At 69.2% G+C, this 15,756-nt stretch carries 17 protein-coding genes; 12 read left to right on the top strand and 5 right to left on the bottom strand.

Annotated features, from left to right (window positions below):
* Nucleotides 1-123 precede the first annotated feature (123 nt).
* Entirely contained in the window at nt 124-1,341 is a 1,218-nt protein-coding gene (locus ACAG20_RS16190; RefSeq protein WP_083040355.1) for an acetyl-CoA C-acetyltransferase, read from the bottom strand.
* Between the two features lie 34 nt (nt 1,342-1,375).
* Nucleotides 1,376-2,242 (bottom strand): SGNH/GDSL hydrolase family protein, encoded by an 867-nt coding sequence (locus ACAG20_RS16195; RefSeq protein WP_112685981.1) that lies wholly within the window; start codon nt 2,240-2,242, stop codon nt 1,376-1,378.
* A 181-nt stretch (nt 2,243-2,423) separates the two neighbouring features.
* Between ACAG20_RS16195 and ACAG20_RS16200 the strand changes: the two genes are divergently transcribed.
* From ACAG20_RS16200 to ACAG20_RS16215, 4 genes are all read left to right on the top strand, one after another.
* Complete coding sequence (locus ACAG20_RS16200; RefSeq protein ID WP_112685999.1) at nt 2,424-3,482, top strand: alpha/beta hydrolase; 1,059 nt, start codon at nt 2,424-2,426, stop codon at nt 3,480-3,482.
* 46 nt (nt 3,483-3,528) lie between these two features.
* Nucleotides 3,529-4,923, top strand: coding sequence for a cystathionine beta-synthase (locus tag ACAG20_RS16205; RefSeq protein WP_112685983.1), 1,395 nt, complete (start codon nt 3,529-3,531; stop codon nt 4,921-4,923).
* Nucleotides 4,924-4,987: 64 nt separating this feature from the next.
* Nucleotides 4,988-5,710: an RDD family protein gene (locus tag ACAG20_RS16210; RefSeq protein WP_370493303.1), complete on the top strand. Its 723-nt coding sequence runs from the start codon at nt 4,988-4,990 to the stop codon at nt 5,708-5,710.
* Nucleotides 5,707-6,861 (top strand): cystathionine gamma-synthase, encoded by a 1,155-nt coding sequence (locus ACAG20_RS16215; RefSeq protein ID WP_112685987.1) that lies wholly within the window; start codon nt 5,707-5,709, stop codon nt 6,859-6,861. Before ACAG20_RS16210 ends, ACAG20_RS16215 begins: the two co-directional genes overlap by 4 nt.
* Before the next feature lie 13 nt (nt 6,862-6,874).
* Here the strand turns inward: ACAG20_RS16215 and greA are convergent, their stop codons facing one another.
* Together greA and ACAG20_RS16225 are read right to left on the bottom strand one after the other, a co-directional pair.
* Nucleotides 6,875-7,369 (bottom strand): transcription elongation factor GreA, encoded by a 495-nt coding sequence (greA, locus tag ACAG20_RS16220; protein ID WP_112685989.1) that lies wholly within the window; start codon nt 7,367-7,369, stop codon nt 6,875-6,877.
* Between the two features lie 137 nt (nt 7,370-7,506).
* Nucleotides 7,507-7,929: a DUF4307 domain-containing protein gene (locus ACAG20_RS16225; protein WP_112685991.1), complete on the bottom strand. Its 423-nt coding sequence runs from the start codon at nt 7,927-7,929 to the stop codon at nt 7,507-7,509.
* A gap of 116 nt (nt 7,930-8,045) precedes the next feature.
* Between ACAG20_RS16225 and mca the strand changes: the two genes are divergently transcribed.
* From mca to ACAG20_RS16245, 4 genes are read left to right on the top strand one after another with little or no spacing between them, the layout of a single operon-like run.
* Nucleotides 8,046-8,915, top strand: a complete 870-nt coding sequence (gene mca, locus ACAG20_RS16230) for a mycothiol conjugate amidase Mca (RefSeq protein WP_112685993.1) — start codon at nt 8,046-8,048, stop codon at nt 8,913-8,915.
* Complete coding sequence (locus ACAG20_RS16235) at nt 8,915-9,169, top strand: hypothetical protein (RefSeq protein ID WP_013827971.1); 255 nt, start codon at nt 8,915-8,917, stop codon at nt 9,167-9,169. Before mca ends, ACAG20_RS16235 begins: the two co-directional genes overlap by 1 nt.
* Nucleotides 9,170-9,194: 25 nt before the next feature.
* Nucleotides 9,195-11,216 (top strand): thioredoxin domain-containing protein, encoded by a 2,022-nt coding sequence (locus tag ACAG20_RS16240; protein ID WP_370493304.1) that lies wholly within the window; start codon nt 9,195-9,197, stop codon nt 11,214-11,216.
* Nucleotides 11,213-11,596, top strand: a complete 384-nt coding sequence (locus tag ACAG20_RS16245; protein WP_112689272.1) for a nuclear transport factor 2 family protein — start codon at nt 11,213-11,215, stop codon at nt 11,594-11,596. The genes ACAG20_RS16240 and ACAG20_RS16245 overlap by 4 nt, the downstream gene beginning before the upstream one ends.
* Nucleotides 11,597-11,604: 8 nt before the next feature.
* Here ACAG20_RS16245 and ACAG20_RS16250 read toward each other — a convergent pair whose 3' ends face one another.
* Nucleotides 11,605-12,318 (bottom strand): hemolysin III family protein, encoded by a 714-nt coding sequence (locus tag ACAG20_RS16250; protein ID WP_112689270.1) that lies wholly within the window; start codon nt 12,316-12,318, stop codon nt 11,605-11,607.
* A gap of 72 nt (nt 12,319-12,390) precedes the next feature.
* On the opposite strand from ACAG20_RS16250, the gene ACAG20_RS16255 reads away from it, so the two are divergent.
* The 4 genes from ACAG20_RS16255 (at nt 12,391) to ACAG20_RS16270 (ending at nt 15,730) form a co-directional block, all read left to right on the top strand.
* On the top strand, nt 12,391-13,209 hold the full coding sequence (locus ACAG20_RS16255; protein WP_112689268.1) for a (2Z,6E)-farnesyl diphosphate synthase: 819 nt from the start codon (nt 12,391-12,393) through the stop codon (nt 13,207-13,209).
* A 5-nt stretch (nt 13,210-13,214) separates the two neighbouring features.
* Nucleotides 13,215-14,582, top strand: coding sequence for a hypothetical protein (locus ACAG20_RS16260; protein WP_112689266.1), 1,368 nt, complete (start codon nt 13,215-13,217; stop codon nt 14,580-14,582).
* A gap of 119 nt (nt 14,583-14,701) precedes the next feature.
* Nucleotides 14,702-15,109 carry a hypothetical protein gene (locus tag ACAG20_RS16265; protein WP_112689264.1) on the top strand — a complete coding sequence of 136 codons (408 nt, stop codon included), beginning with the start codon at nt 14,702-14,704 and terminating at the stop codon, nt 15,107-15,109.
* A gap of 54 nt (nt 15,110-15,163) precedes the next feature.
* Entirely contained in the window at nt 15,164-15,730 is a 567-nt protein-coding gene (locus ACAG20_RS16270; RefSeq protein WP_370493305.1) for a DUF732 domain-containing protein, read from the top strand.
* Nucleotides 15,731-15,756: the final 26 nt, after the last annotated feature.

Raw genomic sequence — 15,756 nt, forward strand, 5'->3', positions numbered from 1 at the left:
CCCCCAGCGCAGAGTCATTTTTATACCGCCGCGGATGCGCGTTGAGACGGCGTTGACACTGCGCTAGGGGCGCAAAAATGCGAGTGGCGGCAGCCCTCAGCGCAGCGTCAACGGGAAGAAGAACTAGGAGAGGCGCTCCACGACCATCGCCATGCCCTGGCCGCCGCCGACACACATCGTCTCCACACCGAAGGTCTTGTCGTGGGTGGCCAGGTTGTTCAGCAGGGTGGCGGTGATGCGGGCGCCGGTCATGCCGAACGGGTGGCCCAGCGCGATCGCCCCGCCGGACACGTTCAGCTTGTCCTCGTCGATGCCCAGCTCACGGGCCGAGCCGAGCACCTGCACCGCGAAGGCCTCGTTGATCTCGAACAGGTCGATGTCCGAGACCGACATCTTCGCGTTCGTCAGCGCCTTCTTGACCGCCTCGATCGGCCCCAGGCCCATGATCTCCGGCGACAGGCCCGACACTCCGGTGGCCACAATCCGGGCGAGCGGCTTGAGGCCGAGCTGCTTTGCCTTGGTGTCGCTGGTGATGACCACGGCGGCCGCGCCGTCATTGAGCGGGCAGGCGTTACCGGCGGTCACCGTGCCGTTGGGACGGAACACCGGCTTGAGCTGGCTGATCTTCTCGTAGGTGGTGCCGGCGCGCGGCCCGTCGTCGGTGCTGACCACGGTGCCGTCCGGCAGCGTCACCGGGGAGATCTCCCGGGCGAAGAAGCCGCTCTTGATGGCTTCCTCGGCGCGGTTCTGGCTGCGCACACCCCAGTGGTCCTGGTCCTCGCGGCTGATCCCGGTGTGCAGCACCACGTTCTCGGCAGTCTGGCCCATCGCGATGTAGATGTCGGGCAGGTTGCCGTCGGCGCGCGGGTCATGCCACTCCTCGGCACCGGCAGCAGCCGCCTCGGTGCGGGCCATGGCATCGTTGAACAGCGGGTTCTTGCTGTCCGGGGCGCCGTCAGCGGCACCGATGCCGAACTGCGAGACGGTCTCCACCCCGGCGGAGATGAACGCGTCGCCCTCGCCGGCCTTGATCGCGTGGAACGCCATCCGGGTGGTCTGCAGTGACGACGAGCAGTAGCGGTTGACCGTGGTGCCCGGCAGGAAGTCGTAGCCGAGCAGCACCGACACCACGCGCGCGATGTTGTAGCCGGCGGCGCCGCCGGGCTGGCCGCAGCCCATCATCAGGTCGTCGATCTGGTGCGGGTTGAGTTCGGGCACCTTGTCCAGGGCGGCGCGAACCATCTGCGCGGCCAGGTCGTCGGGCCGCATGGTGACCAGCGAACCCTTACCGGCCCGGCCGATCGGTGAGCGAGCAGTTGAGACGATGACGGCTTCGGGCACGATGACTCCTTGCGATCGGGTATTGCAGCCGAATCTAGTCCGGCGGCACCGTCGCACGTAAATCGGCCTGGGCCATCGCGGCGCACAGCGGCGGGATCAATTGGCTCGCCGCCAGCGCATAACCTGCGGCCGAGGGGTGGTACTGGTCCCGGGCGAACAGCAGCCCGGGTGTATCGCGGAACGCCGGCGCGCTGAAGTCGGCGAACGGCACGGGGATTCCGCCGGCGGCCTTGACCGCCCGGGTCTGGGCCCGCGCCAACTGCCGGGCGCGGATCTGCGCGACCAACCGCAGCGGCTGGGGGATCGCACTGACCGCCCCGAAATCCGGGCAGGTGCCGACGACCACCACCGCGCCGCTGCGGTGCAGGCGCTTCACCGCTGCGTGCAGTCGCTGCGCGGAGCCGGCGATGCTGTTGAGCGCGGTGACGTCGTTCGCCCCGATCATGATCACCGCCGCGTCGGGCGGCGGCCCCGCGACAAACATCGCGTCGACCTGGCCGGCGAGGCCCTTGGAGGTGGCGCCGACGATTGCCTTGGTGCTCAGGCGAATCCGCTTGCCGGTGCGCTCGGCCAGTGCCCGGGCGATCAGCGCGCCTGGCACCTCCTCGGGTGAGCAGCAGCCGTAGCCGGTCCCGGTCGAGTCGCCGAAGACCATCAGGTGCAGGTCGACGCTCATGCCACGCTGAAAGCGCTGCACGGCGACTTCGCCGGGAAGCTCACCGGCAACGTAGATGCCGTCGGCGCGCGGCGGAACGTCGCAGGCTCTCGGAATGGTCTGGCGCGCGACGTCGGCCTGGCCGGCCAACAGATTGCGCAGCCCCAAGTAGAGGGTGCCGCTGGAGGCGAGCGCCCCGGCGGCCGCCAGCGTGACCGCCGACCGCCGCGCCACCTGGATCCCCATGGGGTAAGTCTAAGGAGCGAAACCGCACGACGCCCGCGCGCAGCAAACAAAACAGATCACGATGCGGACCCGATGCCGTATCGGAACGAACCCTAAGATTTCTTCACATACTTCTTCGTGTGACGATACGTGGAACCGCGTTGGCTGTGCCGGCCGGGGCCGGCTGGAGGGAGTGTCCGCCATGACCGCACCCAGCAGAATTCCCAGCTCGTCGCGCTCTGCCGCCCGGCTATATCCCGTTTCGCGGCCCCGCCGACACGGCCGCCACGACGGGCTGCCCGTCGAGGTCGTCGAGGACTCACCCAGCGTTGAAGGCAGGCTGGCGTGGCTGGCCGCCAGGGCCACCATCAGACCGGTGCTGTCGGTCGGCAGCTACTTCCCGCGGATGCCGTGGCCGTTCGGCTTGCTCGACTTCGCCGCCAAGGCGATGCTGCCGCCGCCGGGCACCATCCGCGCCACCATCCGGTTGCCGCGGTGCAAAGCTCAACTGGTGCGGGCCGCCGGTGTGCTGCCCGCCGACGGCACCCGCCGGGTGGTGCTCTACATGCACGGCGGCGCGTTTGTGACCTGCGGGGCCAATACCCACGGCCGGCTCGTCACCAAGTTGTCCAAGTACGCCGACAGCCCGATCCTGGTGGTGGAGTACCGGATGGTCCCGAAGAACTCCATCGACGACGCCATCGACGACTGTTACGACGGCTACCGGTGGCTGCGCCGCCAGGGCTACCAACCGGAGCAGATCGTGCTCGCCGGCGACTCCGCCGGCGGCTACCTGTCGCTGGCGCTGGCCCAGCGCCTGCTGGAGGAGGGCGAGGACCCCGCGGCGATCGTCGCAATGTCGCCGCTGCTGGAGATCGCCAAGGAAGCCAAGAAGGCGCACCCGAACATCCACACCGGGGCGATGTTCCCGCCCAAGGCGTTCGACGCGTTCGTCGAACTGGTCGAAGCGGCCGCCCGCAACGACCGCGTTCACGGCGGTAGCCATCCCGGAAAGGTCCTCGAACCGCTGCGCCACGTCAAACCCGGCCTGCCGCGCACCCTGATCCACGTCTCCGGTTCCGAGGTGCTACTGCACGACGCGCGGCTGGGCGCCAAGGTGCTGGCCGCGGCCGGCGTCCCGGTGGAGCTGCGGGTGTGGCCGGGCCAGATCCACGTCTTCCAGATCGCCGCGCCGTTCGTGCCGGAGGCCACCCGCTCGCTGCGCCAGATCGGCGAATACATCCGCGAGGCCACCGGTTAGCGAGGCCGTGCCCCGGTGGGTGGCACCGCCTGAGACGATGGCAGGTATGCGGATAGCGCGCCACATCAGTGACCTCATCGGCAACACCCCACTGGTCGAGCTAAATTCGATCGTTCCCGACGGGGCGGGCCGGGTGGTGGCCAAGATCGAATACCTCAACCCGGGTGCGAGCTCCAAGGACCGCATCGCGGTGAAGATGATCGACGCCGCCGAGGCCAGCGGGGCGCTGCGGCCCGGTGGCACCATCGTCGAGCCCACCTCCGGCAACACCGGTGTCGGGCTGGCGCTGGTCGCCCAGCGCCGCGGTTACAAGTGCGTGTTCGTCTGCCCGGACAAGGTCAGCGAGGACAAGCAGAACGTGATGCGCGCCTACGGCGCCGAGGTGGTGGTCTGCCCGACGGCGGTGCCGCCCGACGACCCGGCCAGCTACTACAGCGTGTCCAACCGGCTGGTCACCGAGATCGACGGCGCCTGGAAACCCGACCAGTACTCCAACCAAGCCGGCCCGGAGAGCCATTACGAGACCACCGGTCCGGAGGTCTGGAACGACACCGACGGTCAGGTCACCCACTTCGTCGCGGGGATCGGCACCGGCGGCACCATCACCGGCACCGGCCGCTACCTCAAGGAGGTGTCGGGGGGCCGGGTCCGGGTCATCGGCGCTGACCCCGAGGGCTCGGTGTACTCCGGCGGCACCGGCCGGCCGTATCTGGTGGAAGGAGTCGGGGAGGACTTCTGGCCGGCCGCCTACGACCCGAAGGTGCCTGACGAGATCATCGCGGTCTCCGACGCGGACTCCTTCGACATGACCCGCCGACTGGCCCGCGAGGAAGCGTTGCTGGTCGGTGGATCCTGCGGCATGGCCGTGGTGGCCGCGGTGGAGGCGGCCGTCAAAGCCGGACCCGACGCGCTCGTCGTCGTCCTGCTGCCCGACGGCGGCCGCGGCTACATGTCGAAGATCTTCAACGACTCCTGGATGTCGTCCTACGGGTTCCTACGCTCCCGGCTGGACGGCTCGACGGTGCAGCCCACCGTGGCCGACGTGCTGCGGGCCAAGTCCGGGGTGTTGCCCGACCTGGTGCACACCCACCCGTCGGAGACGCTGCGCGACGCCATCGGGATCCTGCGGGAGTACGGGGTGTCGCAGATGCCCGTCGTCGGCGCCGAGCCGCCGGTGATGGCGGGGGAGGTGGCCGGCAGCGTGTCCGAACGCGACCTGCTCTCGGCGGTCTTCGAGGGCCGGGCCAAGCTCGCGGACGCGGTTTCGAAGCACATGGGCCCGCCGCTGCCGCTGATCGGCTCCGGCGAGGTGGTCGGCGTCGCCGCCACCACCCTGGCCGACGTCGACGCGGTGATGGTGGTCGAAGACGGCAAGCCGGTCGGCGTCATCACCCGCCACGACCTGTTGGGGTTCCTCTCCGACGGGCCGCGCCGTAGGTAGCGATCACACGGGCGCATTGCGGTAGCGTGAAAATCCGCATCGAATTACTCGGAGAAGGGTGCTCATGACCGACTTCCCGCCGCCACCGGGCACCTACCCTCCTCCGCCGGGTGATTATCCGCCCCCGCCGGGCAACTACCCGCCGCCGCGGCCGGGCGATTATCCGGCGGCCGGCAATTACCCGCCCCCGCCGGGCGGCGGCTACCCCCCGCCGGGGAACTATCCGCCGCCCCCGCCGGGCAACTATCCGCCCCCGCCGCCGGGCAACTACCCGCCGCCTGCCCCCGGGTACGCCTCGGTCGGAGGTCCGGTCGGCGACCTTCCGCAGGAGTCCTACACGCCGTGGCTCACCCGGGTGGGCGCCTACCTCATCGACTGCTTGCCGATCCTGGTGATCTACGGGATTCCTTCGATGATCGCCGGGTCCACCGCGCAACGGGAGTGCGTCACCACGTCGGCCGGGTTCGCCTGCACCGTCACGCCGTCGGCCGTCGGCGCCCTGCTGATGTTCCTGGGCTGGCTGGGGGCCTTCGGCTTCGGACTGTGGAACTACGGCTACCGGCAGGGCACCACCGGATCGAGCATCGGCAAATCGCTGATGAAGTTCAAAGTGGTCTCCGAAACCACCGGTCAGCCGATCGGGTTCGGGATGTCGATCGTGCGACAACTGGCCCACATCATCGACAGCATCATCTTGCTCATCGGCTATCTGTTCCCGCTGTGGGACGCCAAACGCCAGACGCTGGCCGACAAGATCATGACCACCGTCTGCCTGCCGATCCGGTGAGCCGCCTGCACGGCCCGATCGGCCCCTCCACCACGGCGATTCACGCCGGTTACCGGCCCGACCCGGCCACCGGGGCGGTCAATGCGCCGATCTATGCCAGCAGTACGTTCGCCCAGGACGGTGTCGGTGGCCTGCGGGGCGGTTACGAGTACGCCCGTACCGGCAACCCGACCCGGACCGCGCTGGAGACCGCGCTGGCCGCTGTCGAACAGGGCGGGTACGGCCGGGCGTTCTCCTCCGGGATGGCCGCCACGGACTGTGCGCTGCGGGCGATGCTGCGTCCCGGCGATCACCTGATCATTCCCGACGACGCCTACGGCGGCACCTTCCGGCTGATCGACAAGGTGTTCACCGGTTGGGGTTTGTCCTACACGCCGGTCGCGCTGTCTGACCTGGACGCGGTGCGTGCCGCCCTCACCGACAAGACCCGACTGATCTTCGCGGAGACGCCCACCAACCCGCTGCTGTCGATCAGCGACATCGAAGCCATCGCCGCAATCGGCCGGGAATCGGGCGCAAAGGTGTTGGTGGACAATACCTTCGCCTCTCCGGCGCTGCAGCAGCCGCTGACGCTGGGCGCTGACGTGGTGCTGCACTCCACCACGAAATACATCGGCGGCCACTCCGATGTGGTCGGTGGCGCGCTGGTCACCGACGACGAGGAACTAGACGCCGCCTTCGCGTTCCTGCAGAACGGCGCCGGGGCGGTCCCCGGTCCGTTCGACGCCTACCTCACGCTGCGAGGCCTCAAGACGCTGGCGCTGCGGATGCAACGGCACAGCGAGAACGCGGCCGCGGTGGCGGAGTTCCTCGCCGCACACGCCGCCGTCGACACCGTGCTGTATCCGGGCCTGCCCGGCCACCCGGGGCATGACATTGCCGCGCGGCAGATGCGCGGGTTCGGTGGCATGGTGTCGGTGCGGCTGCACGGCGGTCGAGGAGCGGCGGAGAAGCTGTGCGCCGCAACCGAGATCTTCATCCTGGCCGAGTCACTGGGCGGGGTGGAGTCGCTGATCGAACACCCGGGCGCGATGACCCATGCATCGACGGCCGGTTCGCAACTGGAGGTTCCCGACGACCTGGTGCGGCTCTCGGTCGGCATCGAGGACATCGACGACCTGCTCGAGGACCTGAAGCAGGCGCTGCGCTGAGCCGCGGTAGGCCTCAGGGGCGATAGGGCTCCGCGCTGACCAGGGTCACCTTGACGGTGTTGCCGCTGGGCACCGTGTAGCTGCGTTCCTCGCCTTCCTTGGCGCCGAGCAGGGCATGACCCAGCGGTGAGTTCGGCGAATACACCTCAAGGTTCTCCTCGCTGATGCCCTCTTGGCGGGTGGCGATCAGGAAGGTCTCGGTGTCGCTCTTGTCGCCGTCGTAGAACACCTTGACCACCGAACCGGGCAGCGCCACCCCGGACTGGGTGGGAGCCTCGCCGACCTTGGCGTTGTTGAGCAGGTCCTGCAGTTGGCGGATGCGGGCTTCTTGCTGCCCCTGCTCCTCGCGGGCAGCATGGTAGCCGCCGTTCTCGCGCAGATCACCCTCCTCGCGGCGGTCATTGATCTCCGCGGCGATCACCGGACGGTTTGCGATCAGCTGGTCGAGCTCGGCCTTGAGCCGGTCGTGCGACTCCTGCGTCAACCAGGTCACCTGGGTGTCCGTCATGTCACTGTGCTCCTCATGTCGTCGGACCCGGCGATAGCAGCCAGCGGGGTCGACGTCTTTAGTAATGCAGTCGTTCTAATGCAGCAATACACGGTCCCAGCCGGAACCGTGTATCCATACAGGGTACCACCGGAAAATCAGGGCGACCGCAGGTAATCGGGCACGTCGGGGCCGCAACCGTAGATATCGCCCATGAGTGGCGGCTGGGAGGATTTGACGATCGTCGTCACCTGTACGGTCGACGACTCCGACGGTGGAATCAGCACTTCACGCCTGCCGGTCTCACTGCCGTCACCGGCCCGGACCCGCACGATGCAGACCGCCGGGCGGGACGGATCAGATCGCGTCACGCTGATTTTCACTGTCACCGTCTGGTCATCGACCACCTCGTAGCCGTACAGCTCGCCTTTCACGTCGGCGGTGGTCAGCCGTTGAAAGCCCAGCACGGCGACGGCCGCGGCCGTCGCGATGGCCAGCGCGCCCAGCGTGATGGCCAGCAGGCGCCGTGGCAGGGCGCGGCTACGGGTGTCCCCGTAGCGGGCCGGCTTCGAGTCGGTCATCGTGCGGTATGTCCCAGGGTCGTGAGTCGGGATCGGTTAACGCGCCCGCCGCCCATGGTGGAACGATGGAGGCCGAAACCAACGGGAACTATAGGGGCTAAAAGGGGAACGTGCACATGAGCGGACTGCGGTTGATGGCGGTGCATGCGCACCCCGACGACGAGTCCAGCAAGGGTGCGGCGACGCTGGCCCGTTACGCCGCCGCCGGTCACCGGGTGATGGTGGTGACGCTGACCGGCGGCGAGCGCGGCGACATCCTCAACCCGGCCATGGACCTGCCCGACGTCCACGGTCACATCGCCGAGATACGCCGTGACGAGATGGCCAAGGCCGCCGAGATCCTCGGCGTCGAACATCACTGGCTGGGTTTCGTCGACTCCGGGCTGCCCAAGGGCGACCCGCTGCCCCCGCTGCCGGAGGACTGCTTCGCCCTGGTGCCGCTGGAGGTGTCCGTCGAAGCCCTGGTGCGGGTGGTTCGCGATTTCCGGCCGCACGTGATGACGACCTACGACGAGAACGGCGGCTATCCGCACCCCGACCACATCCGCTGCCACCAGGTCTCGGTGGCCGCCTTCGAGGCCGCGGGCGACTACCGTCGCTACCCGCAGGCCGGCGACGTCTGGAACGTTTCGAAGCTGTACTACAACCACGGATTCCTGCGGCAGCGGATGCAGTTGCTGCAGGACGAGTTCGCCCGGAACGGGCAGATCGGGCCGTTCGCAAAGTGGCTGGAGCGCTGGAAACCCGACCACGACAGCTTCGCCGACCGGGTGACCAGCCGGATCCACTGCGCTGAGTACTTCCACCAGCGCGACGACGCGCTGCGCGCACACGCCACCCAGATCGACCCGAACGGCGATTTCTTTGCCGCTCCGATCGAGTGGCAGCAACGCCTGTGGCCCACCGAGGAGTTCGAGCTGGCCCGGTCCAGGGTGCCTATCATCCTGCCGGAGACCGACCTGTTCGCCGGGATCGAGGACGACTGATGAATCATGCTCTGCTGACCACACTATGGCTCCTGGCCGACGATGTGCCCCGGGAGACCGGTCCGGACTTCGGCAAGGCCAGTCCCTTCGGCCTGCTGGTGGTCGTGCTCCTGCTGCTCGGCACGTTCGGGCTGGTGTGGTCGATGAACCGGCACCTCAAGAGGGTGCCGGAATCCTTCGACCGGGAGGATCCGGCCGCCGACCAGGCCGCCGACGAGGGCACGCTGGACCCGGGACCGGACTCGGCGGGCTAGAACCAGGGTTAGGCAGGGTCAGCTGATGTCGAATCGTCTCGGCGAATCCACCAGCCCGTATCTGCGCCAGCACGCCGATAATCCGGTGCACTGGCAGGAGTGGACACCCGAGGCGCTGGCCGAGGCCGTCGAGCGTGACGTGCCGATCCTGCTGTCGGTGGGCTATGCGGCATGTCACTGGTGTCACGTGATGGCGCACGGCTCGTTTGAGGACGCCCACGTCGCCGAGGTGATGAACGATGGCTTCGTGTGCATCAAGGTCGACCGGGAGGAACGCCCGGACATCGACGCCGTGTACATGAACGCCACCATGGCGCTCACCGGCCGCGGGGGCTGGCCCATGACATGTTTTCTGACTCCGGACGGCCGGCCGTTCTATTGCGGCACCTACTACCCCAAAGAGACGTTCCTGAACCTGCTTTCGGCGATCAGCTCCACCTGGCGCGAGCGCCGCGGCGAGGTCGAGGACGCTTCGGGGCGCATCACCGCCGAATTGCGGGAGATGGCCGCCGGCCTGCCCGGCAACGGCCCGCCCGTCGACGCGATGCTCTGTGACGGTGCCGTGGCGGCGGTGCTGCGTGATGAGGACACCGAACGCGGGGGATTCGGCGGCGCACCCAAGTTCCCGCCGTCGGCGCTGATGGAGACCCTGCTGCGCCACTACGAACGGACCGCAAACCGTCCGGCACTGGACGCGGTGGCCCGCGTCGGTGCGGCGATGGCACGCGGCGGAATCTACGATCAGCTCGCCGGGGGATTTGCCCGCTACAGCGTCGACAGCGCCTGGGTGGTACCGCATTTCGAGAAGATGCTGTACGACAACGCGCTGCTGCTGCGGGCCTACGCGCACTGGGCCCGGCGCACCGGCGATCCGCTGGCCGTCCGGGTGACCTCGGAGACGGCCCGCTTTCTGCTGGACGAGCTCGCGTGCGGCGGCATGTTCGTCTCCTCGCTGGACGCCGACGCCGACGGCGGGGAGGGCTCCACGTACGTGTGGACTCCCGCTCAGCTGGCCGACGTGCTCGGCGAGGCCGAGGGGCAGTGGGCGGCAGATGTTTTCGGGGTGACCCCGAGCGGGACGTTCGAATCCGGTACGTCGGTGCTGCAGTTGCCCGTCAATCCTGACGATCTCCAACGGTTCGACCGGGTGCGCCAGCGGTTGCTGTTTGCCCGGCGTGCCCGGGTGCAGCCCGACCGCGACGACAAGGTGGTCACCGCCTGGAACGGGTTGGCGATCACCGCCTTGGCCGAAGCCGCTGTGGCGCTGGAGAATCCGGGGCTGGCTGCCGCGGCGCAGCGCTGCGCCGGCGAACTGCTGCAGCTACACCTGGTGGACGGGCGGCTGCGCCGGGCCAGCCTGGGCGGCCGGGTAGGCGACAGTGCGGCCATCCTGGAGGACTACGGCGCGCTGGCCACCGGATTGCTCAGCGTGTATCAACTCAGCGGTGAACAGCGGTGGCTAGCTGCCGCCACCGGCCTGCTGGACACCGCGCTGACCCACTTCGCCGATCCGGCGCGGCCAGGACGCTGGTTCGACAACGCCGACGATGCCGAAGCACTGGTGCTGCGCCCCGGCGATCCGCTGGACGGGGCCACGCCGTCGGGGGCGGCGCTGGTCACCGAGGCACTGCTGACCGCGGCGCACCTTGCCGGCGCGGACCGCAGCGAGACCTACCGGCAGGCCGCATCCGACGCCTTGGCCGCGCACAGCGCGCTGCTGGCCCGCGCGCCGCGCTCGGTCGGGCACTGGCTGGCCGTGGCCGAGGCATTCATCCGGGGTCCGCTGCAGGTCGCGGTGGCCTGCGACGCCGCGGGCTCGGCGTTGCTGGCCGACGCGCGCCGGCTGGCACCTGGCGGGACAATCGTCGTCGGCGGTGCGGCTGACTCGTCGGAGCTGTTGGAGGGCCGGGACCGCATCGACGGCGCCGACGCCGCCTACGTCTGCCGCGGCCCGGTGTGCGACCGGCCGGTGACCAGTGCCGCGGAGCTGGCTGCGGCACTCGAGGTGCCCGCGGGTCCGGCTTCCGGTGTAACCTGCGGCACATGACGAGCGCACCCGAGCGGGCCCAGGCCATCACCGAAACCGTCCACCGCTACATCGAGTTGGTTGGCGGCGGGACCGCGGATGATCTGGTCGCGCTATACGCCTCCGATGCCACCCTTGAGGACCCGGTCGGCGGCGAGGTGCACATCGGTCACCAGGCCATCGGCAACTTCTACTCGGCCATCACCGGCCTGCAACGCGAGAGCGAACTGGTGACGCTGCGGGTCGCCGGCAACGAGGCGGCGTTCCACTTCGCGCTGACCATCACCAATGGCGACCACCGGATGCGCATCGAGCCGATCGACGTGATGGTGTTCGACGGTGACGGCAAGATCGCCGGGATGAAGGCCTACTGGTCGGCGGAGAACATCACCCAGCTGTAGGCGCGGGCCTACGACAGTGCCGCGAACCAGATCGCGATGTACTGACAGATCGCCGCCACGGCGGTGCAGGCGTGGAAGAACTCGTGGTAGCCGAACGTCTGCGGCCACGGGTCCGGCCACTTCAGCGCGTACATGATCGCGCCGACGCTGTAGAGCATCCCGCCGACGGTCAGCAGCACCATTGCTGCCACCCCGGCGTTGTGCAGGATCGTCGCGATGAAAAACGCTGACACCCAGCCCAACAGCAGATAAAGCGGCACCCCCACCCACTTCGGGGCCGTCGGCCAGCACAACTTGAGCACCACCCCGGCCAGTGCGCCGCCCCACACGATGGTCATCACCAGCCGCTCCTGGGCGCCGTGGTCCATCGCCAGCAGCGCGAACGGGGTGTAGGTGCCGGCGATGAAGATGAAGATCATCGCGTGGTCGAGCCGCTTCATCCGGATCCGGGCCGACACCGATTTCCAGGTCACCCGGTGATAGGTGGCGCTGACGGCGAACATGCCCACGACCGAGATGGTGTAGGCCAGCGTCGCCAGGCCCGCTTCGAGGCCGGCCAGCGGCCAGGTCACCCCGATCAGCGCTGCCCCGGCGATGACTGCCACGACCGCCGACACCAGGTGAATCCATCCGCGTGCCCGCGGCCGGGTGTGCGCCACCAGGACTTCCGCGGGCAGATCGCCGGGGTTGGGCTCGGCGACGGTGTCGGTGTGTGTGCTCATGAACCTTTCCTCCAGCGGATTCCCGGATGCGATTCGCGGCAAGTACTGCCGATCACAGTAGTCTGGGTTTTTGTGGCGATCATCCCCGCGCGCCTGAAAGAACCGCTGTACCGGATCTACGAGCTGCGCCTCCGGCAGGGGCTCGCGGCCTCCCGGTCGGCGCTGCCACGCCACATCGCCGTGCTCTGTGACGGCAACCGGCGGTGGGCTCGCGATGCCGGCTACGAGGACGTCAGCTACGGCTACCGGATGGGCGCGGCCAAGATCGCCGAGATGCTGCGTTGGTGCGCCGACGCCGGCATCGAGATGGCCACCGTCTACCTGCTGTCCACCGAGAACCTGCAACGCGACCCGGCCGAGCTCGCCGCGCTGATCGAGATCATTACCGACGTGGTGGAGGAGATCTGCGCCCCCGCGAACTGCTGGAGCGTGCGAACCGTCGGCGACCTGGAGCTGCTGGGTGAAGAGCCCGCCCGCCGACTGCGTGAGGCCGTAGAGAGCACGGCGAGCACAGCAAGGACCGCGAGTCCGGACGGCGGGGCCTACCGCCTTCATGTCAATGTCGCCGTCGGCTACGGCGGCCGCCAGGAGATCGTCGACGCCGTGCGCGGCCTGCTCGGAAAGGAACTGGCCAACGGGGCCACCGCCGAGGAGCTCGTCGACGCCGTGACCGTCGAGGGCATCTCGGAGAATCTGTACACCTCCGGCCAGCCGGACCCGGATCTGGTGATCCGCACCTCCGGGGAGCAGCGGCTGTCCGGCTTTTTGCTGTGGCAGAGCGCCTACTCGGAGATGTGGTTCACCGAGGCGCACTGGCCGGCGTTCCGCCGGGTCGATTTCCTGCGCGCGTTGCGCGACTACAGCGTGCGGCACCGGCGGTTCGGGCGGTAATCGGCGTGATCGTGCTGTCGGCGTTGGTGTTCACCCTGAGTTGGTGGCTCGGGATGTACCTGCTGGCACGCGACCCGCGCAAGCCCGTGCTGGTGCATGCCGCCATCGGGTTGTGCGGTTTCGCGGCCGTGGTCGCCGCCGACGCGGTGCGCGCAGTGTGGCAGCCGGTGCTGCTGGGCAAGCTGGAGATCTACCTGGCCGTGCTGCCCGGGGTGGCGTGGTTCGCGGTGCTGCTGGAACTGGCCCGCCCCTGCGACCGCTGGTCGGGCCGCGGCCGCGACATGGTGCTCATCGGCCTGGTCGCCGCCGCCGCACTGGTCGGTGCGGCGTGGGCCGGCAGCGTCGACGGCCCGCTGCGCGCCGGCCACTGGCTGCTGTTCGCGGTGATCTCGCTGTCAACGCTGGGGGCGATGATCAAAGCGGTGACCCGGCCCTCGCAACCCGGCTCGGTGCTCGGCGTGGTGATCGTGGCGACGCTGTTCTTCGCGCTCGCCAACGCGATCCTGATCATCCCGCTGGGGGTGATCCCCAGCGGGATCGCGCTGGCCAGCACCGGCGTCGACGTCCTGCTGCTCGGTCTGGCGGTGGCGCTGTGGGACGCCTTCGACGAGGGCCAGGCGCTGCGGCTGGACATGCTGCGCTCGTTTCTGGCCGCCACCGCGATGGCCGGGTTGCTGGGCGGCCAGCTGCTGATCGGGCTGATGCTGACGCGCGACGAGCCCACCGCCCAGACCACGCTGACGGTGCTGCTGTTCACCACCATCGCGATCGCGATCGAGGTTCAGGTGTTCGTCGACCGGCTTGCCCGGCTCTGGGACCGGCTGGCGTTCTGGCGGTCTCCGACCCTGCGCGCCGACCGCGCCGCGCTACGCGACACCGAGGCGGCGCTGGCGCTGCGCTCCACCGGCCCGCTCGACGACGTCGATGAGGAGACCTTCGTCCGGCTGACCCGACGGGCGTTGGCCCACTACGGCGACCTGTCGAAACTCGTCGCCAGCCCACTGACGGCGCTGCCGACCATCGACGAACGATTGGCGGCCCGCGGTGCGCCGGACGCGCCGCTGGAACGAGCCAATGAACTCAAGGCACTGCTGGCCGACCGTATCGCCGCGCTCAAGCCGCGCGAGGGCGGCGAGTTCGGCACCACCGAAGAGTGGCGCTACTACAACGCCTTGTACTTCCCCTACGTGGTCGGGGTGCGCGCCTACGCGCAGAACGCCACCGCGGCCGGGCTGGATCCGACCGCCCGGCAGGCCTGGCAGTGGTTGGTCACCGAAGTGCCGCAGCGATCACTGCACAACTGGCAGAACGCCGGCGCCCGGGTGATCGCCGCCGACCTGCGCGGCCGCATGGCGGTGTCGTCAGGGCTCTGACCTGCGGGTGGCAGTGCTTGGCAGTTTCCCGGGTCGAAGTGGCAGTGGCCGGCGAGCAATGTCGGGGGTGTTCTCAGACGTCTCCCGGACGTCCCAGCCTGCCACGAAGGGAGTTCACCATGACCGCCGTCACCACCCCGGTCCTGTCCGACTCGACCGACTCACTGCTGCGCTTCGCGCTGCGCGCCGATGCCGTCACCACCGGTGTCATCGGCCTGGCCGGTGTGTTCGCCGCCCGCCCGATGGCGGCCCTGACCGGCCTCACCGCGGTCCAGGAATACGCGGTTGCCGCGTTCTGCCTGCTCTACGGTGTGGCCGTGTACTTCCTGTCCGCGCTACCGGATCTGCGTCGGGCGGGAATCGGCGTGCTGGCGGCCAATGTGGTGTGCACCGTCGCGGCCATCGCGGTCCTCGAGACCGGTGTGCTGCCGTTGACCGGATACGGCGTCGCGGCGCTGCTGGCCAGTGCTGTCTACACCGCATCGTTCGCCCTCGCGCAGTACCGCGGGCTGCGCCGGCTGCGCTGACTCGCCGCCACTTGAGCGTGTCGCCCCGGCCGCCACCGTCTACAGTTCTGTCCCATGATGTGGCGGCTGGCGGCGATGACGCTGATCCCCGTGACCCTGATATTCGCCGCTGCGCCGGCCCAGGCCGACGAGAAGAGCTACCTCGCCTACCTTGAGTCGCACGGCTTCAAGTACCAGAACACCCCCGGCCTGAACTCGTCCTCCGGCGCGGTGAAATTCGGCGAGATCATCTGCCAGAACCTGCGGCGGGGCCGCCCCGCCAAGGACCGGTTCGGCAAGTCGATCGCCGACGGGATCCCCAAGGTCGTGATCGACGCGGCGCAGAACGAGATGTGCCCCGAGACATTGGCCACCGCCACCCCGAAGCCGACACCGGTGCCGCCGCCGGGTGCTCCCGAACCCCCGCCGCCGGGTGCTCCCGAACCCCCGCCGCCGGGTGCCCCCGAACCGCCGCCGCCTCCGGGCTTCCCGCCGCCGCCTGGCTTCCCGCCACCGCCGCCGCCTCCGGGCTTCCCGCCGCCGCCTGGCTTCCCGCCACCGCCGCCGCCTCCGGAGTTGCCGCCGCCGGCTGGCTTCCCGCCACCGCCGCCGCCGCAGCCGGGCACCGCAACGCCGCCCTGACGCCGCGCAGCTGGTGGCGGACCGCA

It is taken from the genome of Mycobacterium sp. pW045, assembly GCF_041287085.1.
Lineage (GTDB): Bacteria > Actinomycetota > Actinomycetes > Mycobacteriales > Mycobacteriaceae > Mycobacterium > Mycobacterium algericum_A.